This window comes from Robertkochia aurantiaca, assembly GCF_020166495.1.
Taxonomy (GTDB): domain Bacteria; phylum Bacteroidota; class Bacteroidia; order Flavobacteriales; family Flavobacteriaceae; genus Robertkochia; species Robertkochia aurantiaca.
In genome coordinates, this window is the sequence record NZ_JAINZS010000001.1 from 326,982 (window position 1) to 346,902 (window position 19,921).

21 protein-coding genes are annotated in these 19,921 nt (G+C 42.8%); 7 read left to right on the forward strand and 14 right to left on the reverse strand.

Annotated features, from left to right (window positions below; translation table 11 throughout):
- Positions 1-17: 17 nt before the first annotated feature.
- From K7R10_RS01490 to K7R10_RS01500, 3 genes are all read right to left on the reverse strand, one after another.
- Positions 18-758 carry a DUF4397 domain-containing protein gene (locus K7R10_RS01490; protein ID WP_224482912.1) on the reverse strand — a complete coding sequence of 247 codons (741 nt, stop codon included), beginning with the start codon at positions 756-758 and terminating at the stop codon, positions 18-20.
- Positions 755-2,014 (reverse strand): APC family permease, encoded by a 1,260-nt coding sequence (locus tag K7R10_RS01495; protein WP_224482913.1) that lies wholly within the window; start codon positions 2,012-2,014, stop codon positions 755-757. The genes K7R10_RS01490 and K7R10_RS01495 overlap by 4 nt, the downstream gene beginning before the upstream one ends.
- 139 nt (positions 2,015-2,153) lie before the next feature.
- Complete coding sequence (locus K7R10_RS01500; protein ID WP_224482914.1) at positions 2,154-2,582, reverse strand: FKBP-type peptidyl-prolyl cis-trans isomerase; 429 nt, start codon at positions 2,580-2,582, stop codon at positions 2,154-2,156.
- Between the two features lie 186 nt (positions 2,583-2,768).
- On the opposite strand from K7R10_RS01500, the gene K7R10_RS01505 reads away from it, so the two are divergent.
- Positions 2,769-4,007 carry an APC family permease gene (locus K7R10_RS01505; RefSeq protein ID WP_224482915.1) on the forward strand — a complete coding sequence of 413 codons (1,239 nt, stop codon included), beginning with the start codon at positions 2,769-2,771 and terminating at the stop codon, positions 4,005-4,007.
- 7 nt (positions 4,008-4,014) lie between these two features.
- On the opposite strand, the gene K7R10_RS01510 is transcribed toward K7R10_RS01505, so the two are convergent.
- From K7R10_RS01510 to K7R10_RS01535, 6 genes are all read right to left on the reverse strand, one after another.
- Positions 4,015-4,497 carry a GyrI-like domain-containing protein gene (locus tag K7R10_RS01510; RefSeq protein ID WP_224482916.1) on the reverse strand — a complete coding sequence of 161 codons (483 nt, stop codon included), beginning with the start codon at positions 4,495-4,497 and terminating at the stop codon, positions 4,015-4,017.
- A gap of 73 nt (positions 4,498-4,570) precedes the next feature.
- On the reverse strand, positions 4,571-5,341 hold the full coding sequence (locus K7R10_RS01515; protein ID WP_224482917.1) for a hypothetical protein: 771 nt from the start codon (positions 5,339-5,341) through the stop codon (positions 4,571-4,573).
- Between the two features lie 101 nt (positions 5,342-5,442).
- Complete coding sequence (locus K7R10_RS01520; protein WP_224482918.1) at positions 5,443-6,189, reverse strand: class I SAM-dependent methyltransferase; 747 nt, start codon at positions 6,187-6,189, stop codon at positions 5,443-5,445.
- Between the two features lie 43 nt (positions 6,190-6,232).
- On the reverse strand, positions 6,233-7,126 hold the full coding sequence (locus K7R10_RS01525; protein ID WP_224482919.1) for a DUF808 domain-containing protein: 894 nt from the start codon (positions 7,124-7,126) through the stop codon (positions 6,233-6,235).
- A gap of 71 nt (positions 7,127-7,197) precedes the next feature.
- Positions 7,198-8,178 (reverse strand): metallophosphoesterase family protein, encoded by a 981-nt coding sequence (locus K7R10_RS01530; protein ID WP_224482920.1) that lies wholly within the window; start codon positions 8,176-8,178, stop codon positions 7,198-7,200.
- 56 nt (positions 8,179-8,234) lie between these two features.
- The gene (locus K7R10_RS01535; protein WP_224482921.1) at positions 8,235-8,648 is read right to left on the reverse strand and encodes a VOC family protein; all 414 of its coding nucleotides are present in this window, start codon (positions 8,646-8,648) and stop codon (positions 8,235-8,237) included.
- A gap of 273 nt (positions 8,649-8,921) precedes the next feature.
- On the opposite strand from K7R10_RS01535, the gene K7R10_RS01540 reads away from it, so the two are divergent.
- Positions 8,922-9,407, forward strand: coding sequence for a hypothetical protein (locus K7R10_RS01540; RefSeq protein ID WP_224482922.1), 486 nt, complete (start codon positions 8,922-8,924; stop codon positions 9,405-9,407).
- A gap of 270 nt (positions 9,408-9,677) precedes the next feature.
- Positions 9,678-10,763 (forward strand): SMP-30/gluconolactonase/LRE family protein, encoded by a 1,086-nt coding sequence (locus K7R10_RS01545; protein ID WP_224482923.1) that lies wholly within the window; start codon positions 9,678-9,680, stop codon positions 10,761-10,763.
- A gap of 77 nt (positions 10,764-10,840) precedes the next feature.
- Here the strand turns inward: K7R10_RS01545 and K7R10_RS01550 are convergent, their stop codons facing one another.
- The 3 genes from K7R10_RS01550 to K7R10_RS01560 are packed head-to-tail and all read right to left on the reverse strand — an operon-like array spanning position 10,841 to position 12,588.
- Positions 10,841-11,284, reverse strand: a complete 444-nt coding sequence (locus K7R10_RS01550; protein WP_224482924.1) for an SRPBCC family protein — start codon at positions 11,282-11,284, stop codon at positions 10,841-10,843.
- Positions 11,285-11,310: 26 nt separating this feature from the next.
- The gene (locus K7R10_RS01555) at positions 11,311-11,805 is read right to left on the reverse strand and encodes a hydrolase (RefSeq protein ID WP_224482925.1); all 495 of its coding nucleotides are present in this window, start codon (positions 11,803-11,805) and stop codon (positions 11,311-11,313) included.
- Between the two features lie 18 nt (positions 11,806-11,823).
- Positions 11,824-12,588, reverse strand: a complete 765-nt coding sequence (locus K7R10_RS01560; protein ID WP_224482926.1) for an MBL fold metallo-hydrolase — start codon at positions 12,586-12,588, stop codon at positions 11,824-11,826.
- An 83-nt stretch (positions 12,589-12,671) separates the two neighbouring features.
- On the opposite strand from K7R10_RS01560, the gene K7R10_RS01565 reads away from it, so the two are divergent.
- The gene (locus K7R10_RS01565) at positions 12,672-14,135 is read left to right on the forward strand and encodes a nucleotidyl transferase family protein (protein ID WP_224482927.1); all 1,464 of its coding nucleotides are present in this window, start codon (positions 12,672-12,674) and stop codon (positions 14,133-14,135) included.
- A 74-nt stretch (positions 14,136-14,209) separates the two neighbouring features.
- On the opposite strand, the gene bcp is transcribed toward K7R10_RS01565, so the two are convergent.
- Positions 14,210-14,665 (reverse strand): thioredoxin-dependent thiol peroxidase, encoded by a 456-nt coding sequence (gene bcp / locus K7R10_RS01570; protein WP_224482928.1) that lies wholly within the window; start codon positions 14,663-14,665, stop codon positions 14,210-14,212.
- Positions 14,666-14,720: 55 nt separating this feature from the next.
- Here bcp and K7R10_RS01575 point away from each other — a divergent pair, with 55 nt between their 5' ends.
- Positions 14,721-15,383: an endonuclease III domain-containing protein gene (locus K7R10_RS01575; protein ID WP_224482929.1), complete on the forward strand. Its 663-nt coding sequence runs from the start codon at positions 14,721-14,723 to the stop codon at positions 15,381-15,383.
- A gap of 216 nt (positions 15,384-15,599) precedes the next feature.
- Here K7R10_RS01575 and K7R10_RS01580 read toward each other — a convergent pair whose 3' ends face one another.
- Positions 15,600-16,181, reverse strand: a complete 582-nt coding sequence (locus K7R10_RS01580; RefSeq protein WP_224482930.1) for an RNA polymerase sigma factor — start codon at positions 16,179-16,181, stop codon at positions 15,600-15,602.
- 235 nt (positions 16,182-16,416) lie between these two features.
- On the opposite strand from K7R10_RS01580, the gene uvrA reads away from it, so the two are divergent.
- Both uvrA and K7R10_RS01590 read left to right on the forward strand, forming a co-directional pair.
- Positions 16,417-19,197: an excinuclease ABC subunit UvrA gene (gene uvrA / locus K7R10_RS01585; protein ID WP_224482931.1), complete on the forward strand. Its 2,781-nt coding sequence runs from the start codon at positions 16,417-16,419 to the stop codon at positions 19,195-19,197.
- 71 nt (positions 19,198-19,268) lie between these two features.
- Positions 19,269-19,913 carry a peroxiredoxin-like family protein gene (locus K7R10_RS01590; protein WP_224482932.1) on the forward strand — a complete coding sequence of 215 codons (645 nt, stop codon included), beginning with the start codon at positions 19,269-19,271 and terminating at the stop codon, positions 19,911-19,913.
- The last annotated feature ends 8 nt before the right edge of the window (positions 19,914-19,921 follow it).

Below are 19,921 nucleotides of genomic sequence, written 5' to 3' on the forward strand. Positions count from 1 at the left end.
AGCTAATCCACATTCCCTTATTTACCGACCTTGTCAAATTCTAATGTAATATGTAAAAATCCTCCCTTTATATCGGGAAAAAGATAACCCGTAATTAGTTCTTTAGTTCCTATTTCCAGGCTGTGTGTTTTAAGTATCTTTTTGGTTCCCCTCAATTTCACCTCAATGTGCCAGTTTCCACTTTCCAAACTTTTTGATGCGGTTAAATGTGGATATTTGAGATGGTTGTACCTGAGGGTATCTTTACTAACCGCATTCACCAGTGTTATATCCACAGGGTAAACACCGGGAATAAGATTTCTAAATCTCAGCTTCGACTTTTTATCTGCTACAGTGAAGAAGTTGTTTTCTATCAATAGTTGCGGACGAAAATTATTTGCCGTTAGAGCTTCTGCCCCTTCGACTATATGGAGAAGCCGGTTCGAAGTGGTCTCTTGATATCTACCATCTGAAAAGCCTGAAAGAACAAGATTATATGAACCATCATTGGCAACACCATATCGTTTGCTTAATAACTGCCCGTTTTTGTCCCGATATGAAAAAGTATAAAGTCCGGGTTCAAGGTAAACGGGCGTACCTACTGATCCATATGCGCAATAAAGGGTTTCCGTTAATTCTTCCCCCTTCATGATTCTTATATTGACAGAATCGTTAAAGACCAGAAACTGGGAAACCTTTATAACAGGTAATTGTTTTTGTTTCTCTTTGCATCCGGCAATGATTACAAGAACCGCTATGATGACCGCAAAATATTTCATGAGATACGCTTTAAGATATAAGGCCTAACGAAGATGATGATGAACATGAGAGCCAACAGGAAAGCCAGTGACCAGGGTCGGGCGATCAGTAACCGGAACAACAGTGCGATGGCCGTTATAGCACCGAACGCTATCCCGATTATCGGTATCCACTTCTTTGAGCCTTCTTCTTTATAAGCCAACCAGTTAACAATCCCAAAGGTGATAAGAAATACAAGACTGGCAGCTTCGACCAGAGAGCTCAAAGACCCTATAACGGCAAAAACAGCCGCAAGGGTGCCCCACATGATAACAGCCCGGTCGGGAACATCATGACTATTGGTATGATCGAACCACTTGGGAAGTTCATTTTTGTCTGCGATTTTCCTGGAAAGATTGGAGGTGGAAAACAAGGTTGAGTTAATAGCCGCTGCTGTGGCCAGGCCCGCTGCTATGGTCATTACGATGATGCCAGGGGTGCCTATGGCTTTCATAGCCGCAACCGATAAGGCGATCTGTTTGAAATTGATCATGTTAGCTGCTCCTCCTAAAAAGGTGGCTCCCAAGGCTACTAAAATATAAACAAGGATCACGAAAGTCACAGCAAGCAGCAATACCGGCATAAAGTATTTCCCGGGTTCCTTGATTTTATCATATTCATAACTCAGCAACTGAAAACCTTCAAAAGCCATAAAAATAGCGGCGCCGCCAAAAATGCCAGACCAAAATGGTCTTGGTTCCATACCCGCGATCAGTTGAGGTTGATCCCAGTTCGAGACTCCATATATTCCAAGAATCAGCAGTACCAGTAAGTTCAGGCTCACAATAACGATCTCAACCCGGGTCAGTTTTCCCACTCCCAGCAGGTTCAGCCCGATCAGCAGAAGAAGTATTGCTGCGGCCAGGATTCTTATTATAAGCGTACTACCGTGAAATGAAAATGAAATATAGTGCCCGAAGGCATAGGCATATACCGAGATGGTAAGAATATAACCCAGGATCAGCAACCAGCTTAAACCTCCTGCTAATGATTCGTTTTCGACCTTTTCAAGGAAGGCGAAGGCGCCGCCGCTTTTAGAAAATTTATTGGAAAGAAATACATAACTGTATGCGGAACAAAGAGCGATGATGCCCGTAAATAGAAATGAAAACCAGGTCCATTGCCCGGCTACAGCTATGGCTACCCCCAAAACTGTATAAATACCACCACCTACCATTCCTCCTGCTGCTAATGCCCATACCCCTGCTGGTGATAATTGTCCGTTCGATTTGCTCATTCCTTAAATCCTTTGGTAAAAGAAGGCTGAACATGGGTCACTTAAAGAGCATTAATAATTTACTGAATTTTCGGCAAAATCGGAAGCGCATAAAAAAACCCGGCGCCAGGCCGGGTTTTTACTATTCAGAGGCAGAAGCTTAGGCTACTTCTACCAATTCGATATCAAATACAAGGTCTTTCCCTGCAAGAGGATGATTAGCATCCAGTACCACGTCTTCTTCTTTAACTTCTTGGATCAGTAAGATCTGTCTTCTTCCATCTTGCTGACGTGCTTCCAGCTGCATACCAACTTGAGGCTCCATTCCTTCAGGGAGTTGGGTTTTAGGCACGGTAAAAATAGCTTCATCCACACGAGGTCCATAGGCCTTATCTGCGGGAATGGTCACTTTTTTAGATTCACCTACCTTCATTCCGTTAACGGCTACATCAAAACCTTCAATCATCTGTCCGGCACCTACTTCAAACTCTATCGGCTCGCGTTCTCTGGAGCTGTCAAAAACGGTGTCATCAGTTAATTTTCCGGTATAATGAACCTTTACTTTACTTCCTTTTTTTGCTTCAGACATAATGTCTTAAAATTTTGATTATTAATTATTTTGTGCAAAGGTAGCCCGAATTTATGGCGCATCCCAATGATAGCACTCTTTTTTCCCATTCCCTGCCAACTGCATTTATCAAAACCACCCCCTTTTACCCCAATTCTTTTTACGGTTTAAAGAATCTTCTATCTTTAGGAGACCTACAGCTTTATTATGTCAAAAAACAACAACAGTCTGAAACGCACCCTTGGATTTTGGGATGTCTTATTCTTTGGCATCGGAGGTATAATCGGTGCCGGAATCTATGCTATTATAGGCGAGGCAGCTGCCCTGGGTGGAAATCTGCTCTGGCTGAGTTTTTTAATTGCCGCGGTGATCGCTCTGCTTACAGGACTTACCTACGCCGAATTCGTAAGCAGGTTTCCCGACGCCGGTGGTAGTTACGAATATATAAAACAAGGTATGGGTGAACGAACAGCTTTGTTCATGTCTTTCTTCATGACTTTTACAGGTGTGGTGGCAGCTGCCGCCATAGCCATCAGTTTTGCAGATTACCTGGGCAGACTTCTTGATATACCGCTTCGGTTAACCATCACAGGCATTATAGCCCTGATGGCATTGTTCAATATAGTCGGAGCAAAATACAGTTCGAATTTTAATCGTTTGGCCACTGTCATAACCGTACTGGGACTCCTGCTGGTGATCATTGTTTGCATACCCGATATTGGAGATACCGACCTTTTAAAAACTCCCGAAGAAGGGATAACCGGAATCTTCGCGGGCTCGGCTCTAATCTTTTTCAGTTATATCGGTTTTGAAGACCTTGTTAAACTGGCTGAAGAAACAAAAAAACCACGAAAGAATCTTCCGAAGGCAATATTGCTCAGCGGGCTGATAGTTCTGGGAATCTATGTGCTTATCGCCATCAGTGCTGTAAGCAGCCTTGGAGCCGAAAGACTTGCTTCATCTCCAGGTCCCCTCGCAGCGGTCATCGAAAAAAAGCTGGGGAAAACAGGTGCCATCATTCTGGTGGTGGTAGCGCTTTTTGCCACCAGCAAGACCATACTCAGCAATATACTCGGTACTTCAAGGTTATTGTTCGATGTGGCTCGTGACACCGGTATCAGATGGCTTGAAAAATTTACAACCCTTGAAGGGATGGGTGAAAAGACTCCTAATTACGCAATCGTGGCTATAGCTCTGATTGCCATCGGCTTCGGACTGATCGGGAATCTGAAGATCGTTGCTTCCATCAGCAATATCTTTATATTTATAGTCTTTGGCATGGTCAATATCGCTTTGATACGATACAGGTATAAGAACAAGAACGCCGAAAACTCTCATAGAGGGTTTCGTATTCCATTAAACATTTCCAATGTACCTATTCCAACCATACTGGCCCTGGGAAGCCTGGCGGGTCTAATGGCTTATAATATCTACAATATGTTGTAGGTATGACCTATTCGGTCTTTTTCTTAACGGGTATGAGAATCGTTTCTTCTGAAAGGGGATCTTCTCCGCGATACTCTTTTCCCATTACTGCTAGATGCGGTCTGTTATCCAGAAGGTATTTACTGCGGGGTAACCAATCACTAAAGATCTCCCTGTAAAATGCTGCAGCTTCACTGGCTTTACCCTGGTACAAAAACTCAGCATAGTATCCTGCAGGAATGTGCAACAGGTCCAGATCAGAATCTTTGGCTGTCTTTTCAGAAGCCTGAACCCCTGCCCATTTAGTAAACTCCAGGGTGGGGTCAAAACCTTCAAAATAGTTTTCAGGATAGATATCTACTGAATACAACATATCAGGCCGTCGGCCTGACAAACTGAGACCGGTCATGAACGAATTCCACAAAGTCCGTGTATTGTTCTGAACGAAAGAAGTGCCGGTCGAAATGCCCTTAATCTGTATCGAATCGAGGTATTTTATACTAGGTGTCATAACAGTCTGCCTGAATGGGTTTAAATAAAAAAGCATGGGGCTAACCCATGCTTCTAACTGGTGAAAATATTATTTACAAGCCGTTCTTAAGATGCTCTCTCATCCAGAGATAGAAACCATCAAAAGCCGGATGGAGTCTGATATAAGTCCCTTCGGCCAGGCTTACACGACCCATGGCTCTCAGCCTTTCCTGGGTCACCTCATACTCTGTTGCCATGAATTCGGCTAGGGCTCCTGCCCTTCTGGCAAGGATCTCCTGATTGTCGAGTCCTTTGGTCTCAATGGTTACAGACAATGACTGGTATTTCTTGATGATCTCAGAGATCTTCTGAAGATATGCCTTTTGAGATTCAGCGATCTTAGCCTCTGCATTATTAGTCCCGAAAAGATCCTCGTTTTCGATCTTGATAGAGATCTTTCCGTTCTCTACCCCCATCTGAGCATCTTCTCCCAGTGTTTTTTTGAGGTCTGTAAGCACTTTAAACGCCAGTGAATCATGACTGCTGAACTTGTCTCTGATAGCTTTCAGTTGTGCTTCTTTCTGCTGCAACGACTCCAGGGTTTGTCCGATATTATTCGTTCTTTCTGTAGAAGACTGAATAAAATTATTCAGGTTATCCAGTAATCCCTGGTTGGTTTCCCTCAGCTGTTCCATTTGCATTTCAAGGGTAGACACCCTGGTTTGTGCTCCGGCCAGCTTTCGTTCGCTTTCGGCCAATTCAGATTTGGTGGTACGCAATTCTGCATTCAGTGTATCTATTCTTGCAAAGAGCTCGCTTTTTCTCTGAGCCATCACAGAAGTAGTGATCAGTAGGAGCATTAAAACCGGTAAGATTCGTTTCATAATTTTCAGTATTGATAAGTGCTGTATTTTCTAAGGGCGCAAGATATTAATTTTTATCAATCATCCCATCCCGAAACGGATTCCCCTTTCTTGTTTCAAAGTCATAGGTTTTTCGTTCTGCTGGCTTTGAGCGTATATACCATCGGCAATATACCCTCATACCCTTTGATTTGATATTTTCCGGCTGCTGTTTCCCTTAAACCTTTAAAGCAATTATATGGTGAGTAGTCGTATTCGTGAAAGCCATCGATCTGAAGATCATTCTTTAAAAGGCTGTCAAATACTTCTCCCAGTCCATGATTCCAGCAGACATATTCCTGAGTGATCGCAGCCTCTGGATCGGCGTAGGTCCCGGTCTCTGATTCCTGAATGGGACCCTTATTGAAATAGCTGTAATTCAACTGCTGGAAATCATCGTCGAACATCCAGAGCACAGGATGAAATTCTGCCATGATAAAAACCCCGGAAGGTCGAAGAAAGTTTCGTATCAGCCCTGCCCATTTATTCAGGTCATTCAACCATGGCAGGGCACCGTAGCTTGTGAAGATCACATCGAAACGTTCATCCAGCACTTCTTCCAAAGCATAAACATCACTTTGTATAAAACGGGCAGAAAGATCACTCTTTATCGCCAAATCTCTGGCGGCGGCAATTGCCTTGTCAGAGAGATCAATGCCGGTAACTTCGGCTCCAAGACGGGCAAGGGATAAGGTGTCAAGTCCGAAATGACACTGCAAATGAAGCACCTTTTTACCTGAAAGGTTGTTTTTCAGCAGTGGTAGTTCTATATCCTTTAATGAAGTCTTGCCAGATAAGAAACCGGCCACATCATAAAATTCAGATGCCATATGCGCCTGCAGTCTGTTATTCCATGATCTCCGATTTATTTCCTTATAATCCATTTTTATCCTTTCCGGAAGACTTCCCTATGAATTTTTTTACTGCTTTAACCAGCAGCAGGACTATTATACCGGCAACTAATCCGAAAAGCAGATCCTTCAGTAATGCGGGAAGCTGCGGAAACAAATGATGTAGCGCGTCGATATTGTGAGTGAAGATTCCACCTGAAACAAGCAATAAGGCAATGGTACCGATCACGCTGAGCGATTTGACAACCCAGGGTAATGCATTTACAAGTACCTTCCCTATGCTATCACTGATCGAATTGGTTTCCTCGTTCATATTGATCAGACGGTATCCGAAATCGTCCATGCGAATGATCAATGCCACGATCCCATACACCCCTACTGTTGCTACCAATGCGATAAGGGTTACCACCGGGATCTGTATTCCTATGGTTTGATCAGAAACGGTGCCAAGGGCAATAATGATAATCTCCACCGATAGAATAAAATCGGTGATCACGGCAGAACGTATCTTATCTTTTTCAAGCTTCAGCAGTTCTTCTTTTGAAAGACCGGTTTTTTTAACCTTCACTTTATCATCGTCGTGGGGTACCAGATACTCATAGACCTTTTCCGCCCCTTCATAAGCCAGGTAAAAACCACCTAAAATCAGAATGATCGTCACCACAGACGGCAGGAAATAACTCAGCAGAAAAGCCAGTGGAAGTATAATCACCTTATTGAGAAAAGAACCCTTAGTAATGGCCCACAAGACGGGAAGTTCTCTCGAGGAAACGAATCCCATCGCCTTTTCTGCATTGACAGCGAGGTCGTCACCGAGAATCCCGGCGGTTTTTTTTCCTGCGATCTTACTCATGCTGGCAACATCATCCATGAGTGTTGCTACGTCATCTAAAAGGGCAAAAAATCCTGAAGCCATTTGTGTTCTTTAAATTGATCAGTGTTGATTAAGTTGTAAAAATAGCGTTAATATAAATGGTAAAACCCTGCTTAATTTCTCAGTATCTCCGGTGCAACCCCGTTCTCATGTAATATGCCATTCATTTTGAGAGGAGTTAACAGTGGTTTTTCTTTCATCCGCACCAAAGTTAAATGGTCAAAGGCCATGGAATCTGCAGGATTCTGATACCCGCCGGTGGTTCCCATGACATAATAGTCCTTTTCGTTGCGCACCCGGTGTGAATAAGAGTGCAGATGACCATTGATGACCGTATAATTTCGTGAAGCAAGGGCTTGTTCCAACGAACCGAGACCTTTTTCATCATCTCTTTCCCAAAGTGGCTTATGCATGAATACAAAGGTCCACCTCGGATCAGGGAAACTGTCCAGCACTTTTTTGAAATATTCTGTTTGCTGCTGACTTATAGCTCCTGTTCGGCTTTCTTTCATTTGAGCATAAGGTGTTTCTTCAAAAACCCCCGGCGCTTCTCCCCTGATAATCTTCATCGCTTTTTCCCGTTCCCGGTTGATCTCCAGAAGCTTTTGCTCTTCAAAATCTTCTGAATCCAGCATGAGAAATAAAACATTACGGTAGAGAAAATAATAATAGGTGGCTCCATACCTCTCTTTCCATACTTGACGCATAACTGGATTCGTCAGGTCATGATTTCCCCCAAGGTAGAAAAATGGCATTTCCAGATGCCGGGTTCGACTATCAAAAGATTCCCATTGATTTTGCAATGTGTCACGGTTATTGGTTCCTCCTTCTATCAGGTCTCCCACACTAACCACAAATGCCGGATCGAGATGGTTGAGCTGTTCAACTGCTGTACTGTATATTCCTTTGCGTTCTCCCCCGGTAAGATCCCCTATAACAGCAAATGTAAAATCATCATTCGTTTCTGAAAATGATGTATGGGTCCACGGTCGCGAGCCGGTATCCATACCATGTTGAAAAAACCGTGGCTCTGTTCCCTGCCCACAGGCGTGTAACAGCAAAATCGCCGGGATAAAAACTAATCGGAACAACATTTCTGCTTTTTATATTGATCGGTCATGCAAAATAAAACAATGCTTTACATTAAGCACTATTGCTGCGGGTAAAACTCGCTCTCCTCTACCGTTAAGGTTGTAAGTTCGACGGTATGACCATCAGGGTCACTGGTATAAACAGACTTAAAATAATGATGATTCTGAATATTAAAATCAAGTTCCAGCTCTTTAAAATGAGCTATGGCCAAACTGAACTGCTCATTGTTCAGGTTAAAGGCAAAGTGATCGATCTTCACATTTTTTGATTTCTTATCGAGTTTCGGGTCATCTTTTCTTGCCGGAAACAGGGCGACCCCAGAGCGTTTTGAAAGCATGAAAACAGGAAACGACCCCCACTTGGGCGGCTGGTGTCTTTTCAGGCCCAAAACCTCCTCATACCAAGCAGCAGACCGTTCCATATCACTGACCCGAAGGGCCACATGATCCACAAAATCAATAGTAAATGCCATAGATAATTTTCTTTTCTTGAGATACGTCATCAAATTAGGATTTTCCCGGCAGATAATAAAACCCTGAAAACCTTATCGTCTTTGGTAGCGGCAAATTCATTATCAATCAACATCATAACCTTCTGATAGTTATCCGGTTGAAAAATCTCATCAATTCTCATTAAAAATTCAGCCCTGTTAAGGGTGATATTTCATCAAGTGATATAACAGGTCTTGTTTTTGGCATTCCCTTAAATTTTTGGTATATTATTTATAAACCATAAGAAAAAAACTATGATACGATTCACCACCATATGCTGCATGCTGTTATTCCTGTCATGCCAGCCGGATAATAAAGAAAAGATAGCCACCTTACAGGCTGATCACCAACAAATGAAAACCGTACACGCTGAAATGCAGCAGTACCACGACAGTGTAGCCAGAGAACATCAACAATGGATGGAAGAACACAAGGAAATGGTAAACGAAGAGAACGATTCTGTTTTCCAGCTGATCAACAACCAACATCAGGAGTACATGGATAAACATCAGGAATTATTGGATCTTCATGCTTCCACCCTCGATAAACACGCTGCCATGCTGGCCGATGAAGAAATACAATCCTTATCAAATGAAGAGCTGGATACACGCTTTAAAGACTTTAATGATCAGCATCAGGAAATGACCATTCAACATGAGGAGATGATGAATGAGCATCAACGAATCATGGAAGAACACAACCGCATGATGCAAAAAGAAGATGACGGCGAAATGGAATAGCGGTTTTTTCGATAAATCGGTCCCTTAAAAAAAACACCTGGTACCGATGAATAGCTTCTCATGCAGTGCCTTGTAAGAGCTATAAATCATACCGGTTATTAAAGAACTATCTATTGTGGCTTTACTTCTAGGTTAAATCAGTAGTATTCCAAATCAAGCATTGACCCTGGCAGGAAACTGCCCGGGTTTGTTTATCACTTTCAAAAGAGGCTCAGAAAATTCTGTCATTTTTTTCATCTCATTTATCTTTATCAACAGAACATTTTAAATATGCTGAAAATCTCCCTAAACTCCCCTTTTACAATTGTCTGTTCCGTATTTTTTCTTTCGCTTTCTACCTGCAAAGAAAAAAACGATTTTCAGGATCAATCAGGTCAGACCATACCACCCGGCTTCACTGAGATTTCCTATTCCTATAACCCCGATCAGATCTATCCTAAAGCGAAAGGGTTGAGACTTCCTGAAGACGGGTTTGCCCTCTCAACCGATTCGATCGTGGTAGCCGATGACAGCCTGGGATTATTATTGGTAACGGATGACGGAGTAAAAAGGCAGTTTGCGAATCTAACAGCAGCAGGTTACCGTAATGACGGAGCCAGAGGGGTTTATTTAAATTCACAAGACCAAAAGGCATATGTAAGTTGCATGAATACCGGTAAGATTTTTGAAGTTGACATACGTAAAGAAACAGCTCGCTTGATTTACCAACATTCCCACGGTGTAAATAATATCTATGTTGACAAGCGAAATTTTTTATGGTTTACGCAATCATTTGAAAAAACATATGGTGACCACCGGGATCAGGATAGTGCCTTTGCTACACCGGTCCCTTCAGGAATGCTATACCGCCTGGATCTGTCTGAAAAGAATAAACAGGCAAAAGTAATGGCAGACAGCCTTTATTTTGCTAACGGGATCACCATGAATAAGGAAGAAAACAAAGTATTTGTTTCTGAATTCAGGATGAACAGGGTAATCGTCTTTGATTTGGACGAAACTTGGATTCCCACAGCCAAAAAATTATTTGTTAGCGTAATATCGCCTGATAACTTGGAAAGAGGTCCTAACGATGGTATATGGATCGCTTCTTTGGTCTCTAATTCTGTTTTTAAGATTCATGAATCAGGTAATCACCAACAAAAGATATTCACAGCACCATCTGTAGTGAATAATGAGGTCCAGCTGGAATGGTCTGATAAAGGTCAAAGGGGGTTGTCAGTGATCGACGTGGCCCGCCCGGGAATGTTTGACCCGGTTGGAATGCCCATTACTGGAATGTTCTTTTCACCAGAACACCTTTATATCACCGGTTTATCAGATCATTTATTACGAATAAAAATGACTGAAAAACTCTAATTAACTGGTTTTTAAAACATTGACCATGAATCAGCAATTAAGAAAAGCCCCTGCTTAATTGAAAAATAAATGCTTTATCAGCTTCTGAGATAATCGTACAGCCTTTTCTGAATGAAATATTCCCATCCCCGCCTACAGCTTTCAGGATGAAACTCCGGAATGTGCTGGGGAAAATTCTGCACTCCGTAATGCTTCACCACTAATTCGGTTTTTGAATTATTCCGCAGTATAAAATGTACGAATGAGTGACCGCTATAACCCTGATAATCCCATCGATAAACAATTTCTTCGGCAGGTTCTACCTTTAGCAGTTCCCATTGATGAAAGAACCGCCTTTGTCCGGCATCTACCATAAAACCGGTAGAAAACCCCACTTCAGCCTTGAAATCGGGAATTTCGGGAAAAAACCATTGTTTCATCTCCTCCAAGCGGGTAAGGGCTTTCCAGAGCCTTTTAGCGGAAACATGAAATTCCTGGCTAACTTCAATAGCCTCTTCTTCTTCTTTTTCGCTGTAATTCATCTCCTTTGTTTTGAGTGACAGCGGTACTAGTTTCGGGTATAAAGCAAGTGATCGAGCACTGTAAAATCAACGCTCAGATCATCATTTAATTGATATTCGATCATCAATTCCCCCCAATATTTTCCATCGGAGAAATCTGCGATGAGCCATTTATGATTAAGTATCTTGATCTTATTGATCTTCATGGGAGCCCCTGACATGCCATCGTAGGGAACCAGCGGATTATTCCCGCTGTTCTCATTGCTTTCGATCAGCTTATCCCGCACATAAGCAGCCGGATCGGCTATTTCGAGGTGCTCGTAATAAGCCAGGGCATCATCGTTTGTTTTGAGGTCAAAATACCTCAGGTCCATATTTTCAAGCCTGAGTGCTTGTATGGTATCGTTCAGCTGTGCAAGCTCAGCTTCTTTGCTTTCCATTTTTTGTTTTTCGCTTTCGAAATATTTCTCAGCACTTACATACTGGTAAAGTATAAATAGTACCGAAAAAAAGAAGAGATACATAAAAATCTTATTCTTCATGTAAAGGATGATTTAGGGTTAAATATTCAAAATCAGGTTATCATAGGCCAAAAATACGTTTTCCGGAAGGTTTTTCTGTACCTCGCTATGAAAACCCATCATATGACTAATATGGGTAAAATAGGTTTCTTTGGGACCGATCTTCTCTGAAAGTTCAATGGCTTCCCTGATATTGAGATGCGAATGATGCGGCTCTTCCCTGAGTGCATTAAGAACCAGATATTCCACTCCGTCCAGTTTTTCCAGCTCTTCGTTGTCTATGGTCTTGATATCTGTAAGATAGGCGAAATTCTCAAACCTGAATCCCAGTACAGGCAGGCGGTTATGGTGTGCCTCGATCGGTATTACGGTCATCCCGTCTAACAGCAGGGGTTCATGCTTATCGATCCGGTACTCTTTAACCGCAGGGGCTCCCGGGTACCTGTTCTCAGTAGCAAAGACGTAATCGAACTTTTTTCTCAGAGACTGCAAAACGCGCTCCTGGGCATAGATGGGTATGTCTCCCTGCCTGAAAAAGAAGGGGCGTATATCATCTAATCCCATAATATGATCGGCATGCTCATGAGTGAATAGAATACCATCGATTCGGTCAACCTGATGGGTAAGCATTTGTTGTCTGAAGTCTGGACCGCAATCAACGATATAACGGTGCTTACCCCATTCTACCATGATAGAAACGCGTAATCTTTTGTCTTTAGGGTCGGTGCTTCTGCAAACAGGATGATCACTTCCTATAACAGGGATGCCTTGCGAAGTACCGGTACCCAGAAATGTGATTTTCAAACCTCTTTTTTTATCAAATTTATCATTTATTATCCGAATCGCTTCATGAAACTTTTTTAACTTTGCTCTAAAGAAAATTGACTATGCCTGTTGTTGTAAAAGGTGACAAGAATTTTGAAAATGTCCCTTCCCTCAAAGCGAAAGCTTTACGAATCAATCTAAACGAGAACATCTACGGTACCTTTGCTGAGATCGGAGCCGGGCAGGAAACGGTCAGGCATTTTTTCAGGGCCGGTGGTGCTTCGGGTACCATCGCCAAGGCTATGAGTGCCTACGATAAGGCTTTCAGTGACGCGATTTATGGTACGGAAGACGATGGACGGTATGTAACTGAGGCAAGATTGAAGAAGATGCTTACCCATGAGATGCAACTTATGGAACAGCGGATCGACCGGAAAGAGAATCCAAATAAAATATTCTTTTCTTATGCCAATACGGTCGCAACCATAGACTTTGCCAAAAAGTATAAAGGTCACGGCTGGTTGGGGATACGCTTTCAGCTGGAGCCCGATGAAGACTACAATGAGATCATTCTTCATATTCGCTTTAAGCAAACGGAAGCCAGGCTGCAGCAGGAAACTCTCGGGATAGTCGGGGTAAACCTGATCTACGGAGCCTTTTATAAACATCATAAGCCAAAGAAATTACTGAAATATCTCTATGACCATATCGATAAGGATACCATAGAGATAGATATGATGAACTTTTCAGGTCCGCGCTTTGAAGAGGTTGATAACCGCCTGATGAGTTTGCAACTGGTTAAGAACGGAATGACCGAAGCGGTTATGTTTGGTCCTGACGGGAACAACATCCTGCCGGCGGCCATTCTCTACAAAAAGAACATCCTTGCCTTAAGAGGAAGTTTTCGCCCGGTGACCCTGGTGAATATGGACATGTTCAAGAAATCATATGAGATCTTCATCAGAGAAAACAAGGTCGATGTCGATAATGCGGTGGTGATCTTCGAGATCACCCTGTCTAACCTCAGGGCTGAGGGAGAGATCGATGAGGAAGATTTCATGGACAGAGCCAGACTGCTGTGCTCCCTGGGTCAGACTGTTATGATCTCCAATTTCCAGGAATATTACAAACTGGTCGAATACTTCTCAAACTATTCACGAGAGCGTATGGCACTGACCATGGGTGTGAATAACCTGGTAGATATCTTTGATGAGAAATATTATCGTCATCTGAGCGGTGGTATACTCGAAGCCTTCGGAAAATTGTTCTACAAAGACCTGAAGGTATACCTGTATCCTATGATCGATCCGGAAACCGGCCTATTGGTAACCAGCAACAACCTGAAAGTACACCCAAGAATGAAGGAACTCTACAAGTTCTTCAAATATAACGGGAAGGTGGTTGATATTTTCGATTACGACCAGGAGATTCTTCACATCTTCTCGAGAGAAGTACTCAAGAAGATCGCAGAAGGAGAAGAAGGTTGGGAAGAGATGCTTCCCGCCGGTATTGCTGACCTTATTAAAGAAAAGCAGTTGTTTGAATACCGTTCAAAGGTTGCTGAAAAGGAAAATTCCAACTCCTGATATTCAGAAAATATAAATAATAAAAACTCCGTGACACCTCAGTATCACGGAGTTTTTTTATACGTTTCACCGAATTACGAATTCAGTATCTGAGAAGCATGGTCTTTGGTTTTTACCTTTGAGATCACCTTCTCTACCTTACCTTCCTCATCGATGATAAAGGTGGTTCTGTGTATGCCATCATATTCCTTACCCATGAATTTTTTAGGTCCCCATACCCCGAATTTTTCGATTACATCTTTATCTTCATCGGCGAGCAAAGGAAAAGGGAAATCATATTTTTCCTTGAAATTCGATTGCTTTTTCATGGAATCGGCACTGACCCCCAGCAATTCATATCCCTCTAATTGTAATTCTTTATAGTGATCCCTTAAATTGCAAGCCTCTGCCGTACAACCTGGAGTATTTGCCTTCGGATAAAAGAAAACAACGAGTTTCTTTCCTTTATAATCTGAAAGACTTATTTCATTACCATCCTGATCTTTGGCTTTAAATTCCGGCACTTTATCTCCGGGCTTAAGTGTGTTCATAGTCAATTTTTTTAGTTTAATTTGTTCTTCATTTTCAGATTAAAATTACACAAAAATGACCAAAGCAGAAAAGGTTGAGTTCGTCATAAACAGTCTTGAAGAGTTATATCCCAAAACACCGATCCCGCTGGACCATACCGATCCCTACACCCTGCTGATCGCTGTGCTTCTTTCTGCTCAGAGCACAGACGCCAAAGTAAATCAGATCACGCCTTTATTGTTTGAAAGGGCCAGCACCCCCTGGCAAATGGTGAGATTGAGCGTTGATGAGATCAGGGAAATAATTAAACCCGTAGGACTGTCTCCGATGAAATCGAAGGGAATTTATAAGCTATCACATATACTTATTGATAAATATAATGGAAAGGTGCCTGAAAGTTTCGAAGCCCTTGAAGAACTGCCAGCCGTTGGTCATAAAACCGCCAGCGTGGTCATGTCTCAGGCCTTTGGAGTTCCTGCCTTCCCGGTAGACACACATATTCACCGGCTCATGTACCGCTGGAATCTTTCAAGCGGAAAAAATGTGGTTCAGACCGAAAAAGATGCCAAAAGACTCTTCCCGAAGGAAAAATGGAACAAGCTGCATCTTCAGATCATTTATTACGGAAGAGAGTACAGCCCTGCCAGAGGGTGGGACCTCGAAAAGGATTTTATCACCAGAGAGATCGGGAGGAAATCGGTTATTAAGGAATACGAGAAAAAAAAGACCGGTAAATAAACCGGTCTTTGCTAATTACTATTAATTAATAATCGTCTCAAAAGCTTTGTCTTTCACTTTTGTTACCCTTAAAGCCCTTGAATAGTCTAAAAGGAACCGTATGGTCTCCTTTTTAGGCTTCAGTTTTTTAGTTTCAGAAGAATTCGTAGCGTAAAGATTTGCCATGTTGTTAGTATTGATTATAAACCTATAACGCTGCGAATCAGACTTTATTATTTAATTCGTTAGTATAATCTTGTTTTTCTCTATGATTTTACGAAGGTTAATGATGGCGTAGCGCATCCGGCCCAAAGCTGTATTAATACTTACATCGGTCTTTGCGGCTATTTCCTTAAAACTCATATCCTTGTAGATACGCATGATAAGCACCTCCCTTTGATCTTCAGGCAGTTCCTTTATGAGTTCCCTCACATCATTTTCCACCTGATCTTTGATCAGCTGTTTTTCTGCATTCAGCGAAGGGTCTCCCAACACGGTAAAGATATTGAAGTCGTCTGTTCCCTGGAATTTCGGCATTCTGGCATTTTTCCGGAAATGGTCGATAACCAGGTTATGTGCGATCCGCATGACCCAGGGTAAAAACTTCCCTTCTTCGTTATACGAACCGGCCTTGAGCGTACGAATCACTTTGATAAACGTATCCTGGAAAATATCTTCGGCCACATCACGGTCATAGACCTTTGAATAAATAAAACTGTAAATTCGGTGAGAGTGTCGGTTAATGAGTTGTTCTAGTGCCTGTTCATCACCCTGTATATACTTGGATACCAGGGTCGCATCCTGTAGTGTGTTGTCCATAGAAATTACTTTTAATAACATCAGGCCGCTTAATAGCAGCAGGTTGTATTTTCAATAAATTATTAAAAGTAATTGTGCGGAATAGGCGCGATATTTTAAGTCTGGTTGAATCAAATATAAGATTATTCTTTAGAGATGGACAAAAAATTTTTAGCATTTTTTTATAATTATCGATAAGCTGCACGGCTTCGTCGTGCTTGATTAACTTCTTATCTTTGTGGTTTGTAGAATTGCTATGACCACAATAACCACCTTAGACCCAAAATCATACATCCTTATAAAAGGAGCCAAACTGCACAATCTGAAGAATATCGATGTGGCCATTCCCCGGAACAAACTGGTGGTGATCACCGGGCTTTCGGGAAGTGGGAAATCAAGCCTTGCTTTTGACACCCTTTATGCTGAAGGACAGCGCAGATATGTAGAAAGCCTTTCCTCCTATGCCCGTCAGTTCCTGGGAAGACTCGACAAACCAAAAGTCGAATATATCAAGGGGATAGCTCCGGCTATCGCCATTGAGCAGAAAGTGAATTCAACCAATCCCAGGTCGACCGTTGGTACTTCTACAGAGATCTATGATTACCTCAAATTACTGTTTGCCAGAGTTGGAAAAACCTTTTCTCCTGTTTCAGGAAAGGAGGTGAAAAAACACACGGTTACCGATGTTATCCAATATGTAAAATCTTTTGAGGAACGCACCAAGTTATTACTGCTGGCTCCCGTTCACATTCCGGAAGATCGCAGCGTGATAAAAACCCTTGAAATACTGCAACAACAGGGATATGCCCGTATAAAATACAGGGGAGAGGTGCTTCGTATCGATCAGATCAAAGATGAGATCGGTCACGATTTCTTTCTCGTGGTAGACCGGGTGATCGTTAAAGATGATGAAGATTTTTATAACCGGCTTGCAGATGCGGTCGATACTGCATTTTTTGAGGGTAAGGGAAGTTGTATCATCGAAAAACTGGATGATGGCAGTCAAAAGCATTTCAGCAATCGCTTTGAGCTCGACGGTATGAGCTTCATGGAGCCCAATACTCACCTTTTCAGTTTTAACAATCCCTACGGGGCCTGCCCGAAATGTGAAGGTTACGGTGATGTGATCGGGCTTGACGAAAGTCTGATTGTTCCCAACACTTCTCTTTCAGTCTATGAGAATGCCATTTTTGCCTGGCGGGGTGAAAAGCTAAGCTGGTATCGCGATCAGCTGGTAGACAATGCTTATAAATTCGATTTCCCCATCCATAAACCCTGGTTTGAACTTTCTGAAGAACAAAAACAACTGGTATGGGATGGTAACCGCTATTTTACCGGGCTGACCGATTTTTTTAGTGAACTGGAGGAAAAGAGCTATAAGATACAGAACAGGGTTATGCTCTCAAGATATCGCGGCAAGACACGCTGTTCGGTTTGTAAGGGAAAAAGACTCAGGAAAGAGGCCGATTATGTAAAAATTGGCGGAAAGACCATCACCGATATGGTTGACCTTCCTATCACTGACCTTCAGCAATTCTTCCATTCTTTGTCTTTCAGCGACCACGACAAGAAGATTGCCGCCAGGTTGCTGAAAGAGATCAATACCAGGCTGCAATTCCTGCTCGATGTAGGCCTGGGATACCTGACCCTGAACCGTAAATCGAATACCCTTTCCGGAGGAGAATCCCAGCGTATAAACCTGGCCACCTCTCTGGGAAGCAGCCTGGTGGGCTCGATGTATATACTTGATGAGCCCAGCATCGGCCTCCACCCCAGAGATACCCAGAATCTGATCAGGGTACTGCTGTCTTTACGTGATCTGGGCAATACCGTGATCGTGGTGGAACACGATGAAGATATCATGAAAGCAGCCGATGAAATCATCGATATCGGCCCTGAAGCAGGAACTCAGGGTGGAAACGTAGTAGCCACGGGATCTTATGAGGCCATTCTTGAGCAGGACAGCCTCACGGCTCATTATCTCAGGGGAACAGAGGAGATCACAGTTCCTCAAAAAAGGCGTGGCAGTCACAAGGAAATAAGGATCATCGGGGCACGCGAACACAATCTGAAAAATATAGATGTTACCTTCCCTCTTAACACATTAACCGTGGTTACCGGAGTATCCGGAAGTGGAAAAAGCACCCTGATACGAGACATACTGTACCCGGCTGTTTTAAAGGAAACAGGGGGATATGGCGAAAAGGCCGGGCAATTTACGCGCATCGAAGGAGATACCAAGGCGGTTTCCAGTGTTGAGTTCGTAGATCAAAACCCGATAGGTCGCAGCTCACGCTCGAACCCTGTCACCTACATAAAAGCATATGACGATATTCGCTCCCTTTATGCTTCGCAGAAGATCGCCAAAATAAGAGGCTATAAGGCTAAACATTTCTCATTCAATGTAGACGGAGGCCGTTGCGAAACCTGTAAGGGAGAGGGTGAAGTCACCATCGAAATGCAGTTCATGGCCGATGTACATCTCGAATGTGAAACCTGCCAGGGAAAACGGTTTAAGAAAGAGGTACTGGAAGTGAAATTTCAGGATCGTAATATCGATGACATCCTGAACATGACAGTTGACGATGCCGTTGATTTCTTTCAAAAACATAAAGAAAAGAAGATCATCAGCAAACTTAAGCAACTTCAGGACGTAGGATTGGGATATGTGACCCTGGGGCAGTCTTCTTCTACCCTGTCGGGCGGGGAAGCGCAACGTATTAAGCTGGCATCATTCCTTGTTAAGGGGAGTACAAAAGAAAAAGCCTTGTTTATTTTTGACGAACCCACTACCGGTCTTCATTTCCACGATATTAAAAAACTGCTTAAATCTTTTGACGCCCTTCTTGACAAAGGCCATTCGATCATTGTGATCGAGCATAATATTGAACTGATCAAATGTGCAGACCATATCATTGATCTTGGGCCCGAAGGTGGTGTAAAAGGTGGAAATTTGCTGGCTACAGGAAGTCCGGAAGATATCGTTGCTGAAAACAAGGGCTATACCGCTTCATTTCTCCGGGAAAAGATTCAATAACTTTTCCCCTGCCCTGTGTAATGACTGCAACCTGAAACGACCAATTCAGGGAATCATAAAATAACAATCGTATGTCATTAACCCAAGATTTAGCAATTCTTAATAAGGCCAACCGGGAAAAGATACCCGGAGAAGCTCTGGAAATAATGGATCGTGCCACAGAAGAACTGAAGGAAAAACACCTGGCCGAAAGGAGTCTTAAAGTGGGTGATCAGTTTCCTGAAGCAAATTTGATCGATGCGAATAAAAATACGGTAAACGTGGCTTCACTATACGCTGAAACTCCCCTGGTGGTATTGTTCTATCGCGGTGGCTGGTGTCCTTACTGTAATATGGAACTACGGGCCTTTCAGCAACATCTGGAGGAAATCAAAAGTGAGGGAGCCCGTCTGGTGGCTATAACCCCGGAAACCCCTGATAATTCTCTGACCACAGCTGAAAAAAACGAGCTGGAATTTGAAGTGCTAAGCGATATCGATAACCGCTTCGCCAAAAGTCTCGGACTGGTATTTTCACTACCGGAATCATTGAAACAGATTTACGAACAATTTGGTATCGATCTGAAGAAACACCATCAGAATACAGACTTTGAACTCCCAATGCCGGCCACTTTCATCATCGATAAGGGAGGTAGCGTTCGATACAGTTTTATCGATGAAGATTACACCAAAAGGGCCGATCCGGCTGAGGTAATTACCGCATTAAAAAATATGTAACTCATAGT